A 6,855-nucleotide genomic window follows, 5' to 3' on the forward strand; every position below is an offset into this window, starting at 1 on the left:
AGTCTTGATCGTTCTCGGTCCGCTGACAACCCCCCCTGTATGGGAAGGGGATTCCGGGAAGGGGGTCTCAGATGCGCGGCGGGAGGCTTGAAGTGGCCCCTGTGCCCGGCAAAACTGGCCATCCACGGCCCGGATGTGGATGGATCCAGCCATTTTTTGGCCTTGGGGGCTGCCGGGGGTTTCCCTGTAACGGCCGTGGCGGGTGCCGGGGGTCTCCCTGCGGCGGGACGCGGTGAATACATCCCTGTACGCTTGACGACCGCATCCCTGCGGTCGACACCCGCCGCAGGGAGACCCCCGGCACCTGCTCCGACCCCCGGCACCCGGCCCCGGATCCCGGGGTCGCCGGCCCTTCTGGTACACTTCCGTCATGGATCACTCCCCCCTGTTCGACTCCCTCAACGAGGCCCAGCGCGAGGCGGTGGGCAGCCCTCCGGGGCCGGTGCTGGTGCTGGCGGGCGCCGGCAGCGGCAAGACCCGCGTGCTGGTGCACCGGGTGGCCTGGCTCATCCGCGCCGAGGGGGGCTCGCCCCACGCCATCCTGGCGGTGACCTTCACCAACAAGGCGGCCAACGAGATGCGCGGCCGCCTGGAGGGCCTGCTGGGCATGCCGCCCCGGGGCCTGTGGGTGGGCACCTTCCACGGCCTGGCCCACCGCCTGCTGCGGGCCCACTGGCGCGAGGCCGGCCTGCCCGAGGCCTTCCAGATCCTGGACGCCGACGACCAGTACCGCCTGGTGAAGCGGGTGCTCAAGTCCCTGGACCTGGACGAGGCCCGCTGGCCGCCGCGGCAGATGCAGTGGTTCATCAACGCGCGCAAGGACGAGGGCGTGCGCCCGCAGCACATGCAGGACACCGGCGATCCCGTACACCGGCAGATGATCCGTGTCTACACCGCCTATGAGGCCGCCTGCCGGCGGGGTGGCATGGTGGACTTCGCCGAACTCATGCTGCGCAGCCTGGAACTGCTGCGGGACCACCCGGACCTGCTGGAGCATTACCGCAGCCGCTTCCGTCACCTGCTGGTGGACGAGTTCCAGGACACCAACGACATCCAGTACGCCTGGCTGCGCCTGCTGGCCGGGGAGGACATCCCCGTGTTCGCCGTGGGGGACGACGACCAGTCCATCTACGGCTGGCGCGGCGCCCGCATCGAACACATCCAGCGCTTCGCCCGGGACTTCCCCGGCACGCGCACCGTGCGCCTGGAGCAGAACTACCGCTCCACCGCCACCATCCTGGGGGCGGCCAACGCCCTCATCCGTCACAACGGCGGCCGCCTGGGCAAGGATCTGTGGACCGACGGGCTTTCCGGGGAGCCCATCACCCTCTACGGGGCCTTCAACGAATACGACGAGGCCCGCTTCGTGGCCGAGCAACTGCGCCGCTGGCAGGCCGACGGCGGGGCCTGGCGGGAGGCGGCCATCCTCTACCGCTCCAACGCCCAGTCCCGCGTCCTGGAGGAGACCCTCATCCAGGCGGGCATCCCCTACCGGGTGTACGGGGGGCTGCGTTTCTTCGAGCGGGCCGAGATCAAGGACGCCCTGGCCTACCTGCGCCTGGTGTCCTGCCGGGAGGACGATGCCGCCTTCGAGCGGGTGGTCAACCAGCCCGCCCGCGGTCTGGGGGAGCGCACCCTGGCCACGTTGCGGGAACAGGCCCGGGAACACGGCCTCTCCCTGTGGGCCGCCGGCGCCCGTCTGCTGGAACAGGGCGCCCTGGGGGCCCGCCCGGCCCGGGCCCTGCAGGCCTTCCAGGCCCTGGTGGAGGGCATGGCCCGGGATTGCCGGGGACTGGAACTGCATGAGCAGGTGGAGCACGTGCTGGAGCACTCCGGCCTGCGCGCCCACTATGGCGCGGAGAAGGGGGAGAAGGCCGAGGCCCGGGTGGAGAACCTGAACGAACTGGTGAGCGCCGCCCGGGGGTTCGTCCCGGACCCGGAGCGCCACGGGGAGATGACCCCGCTCACCGCCTTCCTCGCCCACGCGGCCCTGGAGGCGGGGGAGGGGGAGGCGGACGCCTGGGAGGACAGCGTGCAGCTCATGACCCTGCACGCGGCCAAGGGGCTGGAGTTTCCCCTGGTCTTCCTCACCGGGCTGGAGGAGGGGCTGTTCCCCCATCGCATGTCCCTGGAGGAACCGGGGCGGCTGGAGGAGGAGCGCCGGCTGGCCTACGTGGGCATCACCCGGGCCTGCCGCCGCCTGGTGCTCACCCACGCCGAGAGCCGGCGTCTGCATGGCCGGGACAGCTACAACGCCCCCTCCCGCTTCATCGGCGAACTGCCGCCGGAGCTGCTGGAGGACGTGCGCCCCCGGGCTAGCCTGCGCCGCCCCGCCACCGAGGCCCCGGAGACCGCCCGGCCGGTGCGGGGCGCCGAGCCGCCGGCGGAGGGCCTTTCCCTGGGGGCGCGGGTGATGCACGCCAAGTTCGGTGAGGGGGTGATCACCGACTGCGAGGGGCAGGGCCGCAACGCCCGCATACAGGTGCGATTCAACGACCACGGCAGCAAGTGGCTGGTGGTGGGCTACGCCAAGCTGCAGCCCCTTTGACGGCGCGTCAGGTCAGGCCGCTCGGGTCGCCCGGTCCGCGGCATCCCGCTAGAAACGGAAGATCACCCAGCTGGGCACGAGGATGCGCGGGTCCAGTTCGTTCATGTGGCTCTCCAGGCGGCCGTCGCCATCGGCGTCCACCAGGTAATAGGCGGGGGCCCCGTCCGGTTCCACCCGCAGCATGTACAACTCCCCCTGGATGCGGTATTCCGAGACCCGGGCCCCGCCCCGGCGGGTGATGGTCACCCGGGGCTCCAGCAGTTCCCGGTTCACCTGGTCCGAGTCGTCCAGCAGCGGCGGGGGCGGGGGCACGTCGGTATCCTGCGCCGGTAGCGGGCCGGCCAGAAGGGCCAGGACGAGGAGCAAAAGGCATAAGGGTCGGTGCGTCTTCACAGGTCCATCAACCTCTCGCGTTCCTCGGAGGTGGGTTCCAGACCGCCGTACTGGTAGAAGTTGAACACGGCATCCACCACACCCTGGGCATCGTCCACCACGGTGTACAGTTCCAGGTCCTGGGGGTCGATGGTGCCCCGCGCCACCAGGGCCTCCCGGAACCAGTCCAGCAGGCCCCGCCAGAAGGCGGAATCCACCAGGATGATGGGGATGCGCCGGGTCTTGTTGGTCTGCACCAGGGTGAGGATCTCCGCCAGTTCGTCCAGGGTGCCGAATCCCCCCGGCAGCACCACATAGGCCGAGGCGTACTTCACGAACATCACCTTGCGGGAGAAGAAGTGCCGGAACCCCAGGGAGACATCCTGGTAGGCGTTGGCGGTCTGCTCGTGGGGCAGGTCGATGTTCAGGCCGATGCTGGGGGACTTGCCGGCGAAGGCCCCCTTGTTGGCCGCCTCCATGATCCCCGGCCCGCCGCCACTGACCACGGCGAACCCCGAGTCCGAGAGGTCCCGGGCGATGCGCTCGGCCAGTTCATAGGTGGGATGGTCCGGGGGGATGCGGGCGGAGCCGAAGATGCTCACCGAGGGCTTGATGCGCGCCAGGCGCTCGAAGCCCTCCACGAATTCGCCCATGATCTGGAAGATCTTCCAGCTCTCCCGGGTGAGCATGCTGTCGTCCATGGGCTGCAGGCCCGGATGGGTCGCCCGTTCGTCGCGCTTCATGATGGCCTCGATCCCGTCCTGGCGTGGTGTTTGTCCCCAGCATATCGCGTTCGCCCGGCGGGGCAAACACGGGGATTTGGCCTGGCCCCGGCGCTGGGGGACAATGGAGGCGAATTCCCCCGGGACCGATACACGTGAACGCAAAGACCCCCCTGGTGCTGGTGGACGGCTCGTCCTATCTCTACCGTGCCTTCCACGCCCTGCCCCCCCTGAGCAACCGCCGCGGCGAGCCCACCGGCGCCGTGCTGGGCGTGGCCAACATGCTGCGCCGGCTGCTCAAGGACTACCCCACGGCCCACATGGCCGTGGTCTTCGACGCCAAGGGCCCCACCTTCCGGGACGCCCTGTACGACCGCTACAAGGCCAACCGCCCGCCCATGCCGGATGATCTGGCGGCCCAGGTGGAACCGCTGCATGCCCTGGTGCGGGCCCTGGGCATGCCGCTGCTGTGTGTGCCCGGCGTGGAGGCGGACGACGTCATCGGCACCCTGGTGCACCGGGCGCGGGAACGGGGCATGGAGGTGGTGGTCTCCACCGGCGACAAGGACCTGGCCCAGCTGGTGATGCCGGGGGTGACCCTGGTGAACACCATGACCGGCACCACCCTGGATGAGGCCGGCGTGGAGTCCCGCTTCGGTGTCCCCCCGGCCCTGATCGTGGACTACCTGGCCCTGGTGGGGGACACCTCCGACAACATCCCCGGCGTGGACAAGGTGGGCCCCAAGACTGCCGCCAAGTGGCTCAAGGCCCACGGCAATCTGGACGGCGTGATGGCCAACGCCCAGGACATCAAGGGCAAGGTGGGGGAGAACCTGCGCGCCAGCCTGGACACCCTGCCCCTGTCCCGGGAGCTGGCCACGGTGCGCTGCGACCTGGAGCTGGACACCACCCCGGAGGCCCTCACCCTGGGGGAACCGGACCGGGAGACCCTGCGGGAATGGCTGGAGCGCCTGGAGTTCCGCAGCTGGCTGCGGGAACTGGAGGCGGAGCAGGGCGATTCCACGGGGGATTGCCCGGGGGAGGGGCAGGGGGACGACGGGCCCGCCCCCCGCTACGAGACCCTTCTGGACCGCGAGGCCCTGGACCGCTGGCTGCAGCGCCTGGAGGCGGCGGACCTGTTCGCCCTGGACACCGAGACCACCAGCCTGGACTACATGCAGGCCCGCATCGTGGGGGTCTCCTTCGCCGTGGAGCCCCGCGAGGCCGCCTACCTGCCCCTGGCCCATGAGTACGCCGATGCCCCGGACCAGCTCCCCCTGGAGGAGACCCTGGAACGGCTGCGCCCCCTGCTGGAAGACCCGCAGCGACCCAAGGTGGGGCACCACCTCAAATACGACCGCAACGTGCTGGCCAACCACGGCATCCAGCTCCAGGGCATCGCCCACGACACCATGCTCTCCTCCTACGTGCTCAACAGCACCGCCAGCCGCCACGACATGGACACCCTGGCCGAGCGCCACCTGGGGGTGAAGACCCGCAGCTACGAGGACGTGGCGGGCAAGGGTGCCCGCCAGATCCCCTTCAGCCAGGTGCGCCTGGAGGAGGCCGCCCCCTACGCCGCCGAGGACGCCGACATCACCCTGCGTCTGCACCGCCATCTCTGGCCGCAACTGGAGGCCAACCCGGGGCAGCGGGCCATCTACGAGGACCTGGAGATCCCCCTGGTGCCCGTGCTCTCGCGCATGGAGCGGGCCGGGGTGAAGGTGGACCCGGATCTGCTCTTCACCCAGAGCCGGGAGCTCAGCGAACGCATGGGGGAGATCGAGCGCCGCGCCCATGAGGCGGCGGGACAGGCCTTCAACCTGGCCTCCCCCAAGCAGATCCAGGAGATCCTCTTCGAGCGCCAGAAGCTGCCGGTGGTGCGCAAGACCCCCAAGGGCCAGCCCTCCACCGCCGAGGATGTGCTGGAACAGCTGGCCGCCGACTACCCCCTGCCCCGGCTCATCCTGGAGCACCGGGGCCTGTCCAAGCTCAGGTCCACCTACACCGACCGCCTGCCCGAGCGCATCCACCCCGGCACCGGCCGGGTGCACACCTCCTACCACCAGGCCGTCACCTCCACCGGCCGCCTGTCCTCCTCCGAGCCCAACCTGCAGAACATCCCCGTGCGCACCCCCGAGGGCCGGCGCATCCGCCAGGCCTTCGTCGCCCCTGGGGGCCGGGTGCTCATGGCCGCCGACTACTCCCAGATCGAGCTGCGCATCATGGCCCATCTCTCCGGCGACCCGGGGCTGCTGCAGGCCTTCGCCCAGGGCCTGGACATCCACCGCGCCACCGCCGCCGAGGTCTGGGGCGTGGACCTGGAGCGGGTCACCCCCGAACAGCGCCGCGCCGCCAAGACCATCAACTTCGGCCTCATCTACGGTATGTCCGCCTTCGGCCTGGCGCGCCAGCTGGGGATCGAGCGCGGCGACGCCCAGGACTACGTGGACCGCTACTTCGAGCGTTATCCCGGTGTACGCCGCTATATGGACGACACCAAGGAACGCGCCCGGGACCAGGGCTACGTGGAGACCCTCTTCGGCCGCCGCCTCTACCTGCCGGACATCCGCTCCCGCAACAGCGCCGCCCGCGGCCAGGCCGAGCGTCTGGCCATCAATGCCCCCATGCAGGGCACCGCCGCCGACATCATCAAGCGCGCCATGCTGCGGGTGGACGCCTGGCTGCAGGAGCAAGGCGAGCCGGCGCTGCTCATCATGCAGGTGCACGACGAACTCGTCTTCGAGGTGGACCAGGACGCCGCCGAGCGCGTCGGAAAACGCGTCTCAAAACTCATGGCCGACGCCGCGCAACTGGACGTGCCCCTGGAGGTGGACGTGGGGGTGGGCCCCAACTGGGACGCGGCCCACTGATGCGAATCATGGGTTGTGTCGGTGGGATCTTCAAGAAAAGGGTATGTGAAAGCTGCTTCTGCTCATACTGGTAGATCCGTTTGACTCATGACCAAGCCCCTCCCCAACCCCCACGACACCCTGTTCAAGGCCCTGCTGGAGGATCCCGGACGGGCTGCGGTGCTGCTGCGGGAGAGTCTTCCGGCGGCGCTCACCAAGCGGATGGCGGAAGACCCCGTACCGGTGGAGGGCTCCTTCGTGGACGAGGCCCTGCGGGACACCCACAGCGACCGCCTGTTCCAGGTCCGGCTCCGGGATGGCCGCACGGCCTTTGTGTACACCCTGATCGAACACAAATCCT

The 6,855-nt window shown here is 69.9% G+C and carries 5 protein-coding genes; 3 read left to right on the top strand and 2 right to left on the bottom strand.

Translation table 11 applies throughout. The features are described from left to right. Positions 1 to 370 precede the first annotated feature (370 nt). Entirely contained in the window at positions 371 to 2,548 is a 2,178-nt protein-coding gene (gene uvrD / locus CKO33_RS06530; protein WP_200180530.1) for a DNA helicase II, read from the top strand. Between the two features lie 48 nt (positions 2,549 to 2,596). Here uvrD and CKO33_RS06535 read toward each other — a convergent pair whose 3' ends face one another. Both CKO33_RS06535 and CKO33_RS06540 read right to left on the bottom strand, forming a co-directional pair. Beyond that, positions 2,597 to 2,860 carry a DUF2782 domain-containing protein gene (locus tag CKO33_RS06535; RefSeq protein ID WP_338081744.1) on the bottom strand — a complete coding sequence of 88 codons (264 nt, stop codon included), beginning with the start codon at positions 2,858 to 2,860 and terminating at the stop codon, positions 2,597 to 2,599. A gap of 77 nt (positions 2,861 to 2,937) precedes the next feature. Further along, positions 2,938 to 3,663, bottom strand: a complete 726-nt coding sequence (locus tag CKO33_RS06540) for an LOG family protein (protein WP_200180538.1) — start codon at positions 3,661 to 3,663, stop codon at positions 2,938 to 2,940. A 134-nt stretch (positions 3,664 to 3,797) separates the two neighbouring features. Between CKO33_RS06540 and polA the strand changes: the two genes are divergently transcribed. Next, on the top strand, positions 3,798 to 6,515 hold the full coding sequence (gene polA / locus CKO33_RS06545) for a DNA polymerase I (protein WP_200180540.1): 2,718 nt from the start codon (positions 3,798 to 3,800) through the stop codon (positions 6,513 to 6,515). 87 nt (positions 6,516 to 6,602) lie between these two features. Beyond that, on the top strand, positions 6,603 to 6,855 hold a 253-nt coding region (locus CKO33_RS06550), incomplete at its 3' end, for an Rpn family recombination-promoting nuclease/putative transposase (RefSeq protein ID WP_200180542.1).

This window comes from Ectothiorhodospira mobilis, assembly GCF_016584115.1.
GTDB classification, from domain to species: Bacteria; Pseudomonadota; Gammaproteobacteria; order Ectothiorhodospirales; family Ectothiorhodospiraceae; genus Ectothiorhodospira; species Ectothiorhodospira mobilis.

Excerpts from the sequence above, each read along its gene's own strand:
- CKO33_RS06540 (WP_200180538.1), bottom strand. The coding sequence starts at position 3,663 with ATGAAGCGCGACGAACGGGCGACCCATCCGGGCCTGCAGCCCATGGAC.
- uvrD (WP_200180530.1), top strand. The coding sequence starts at position 371 with ATGGATCACTCCCCCCTGTTCGACTCCCTCAACGAGGCCCAGCGCGAG.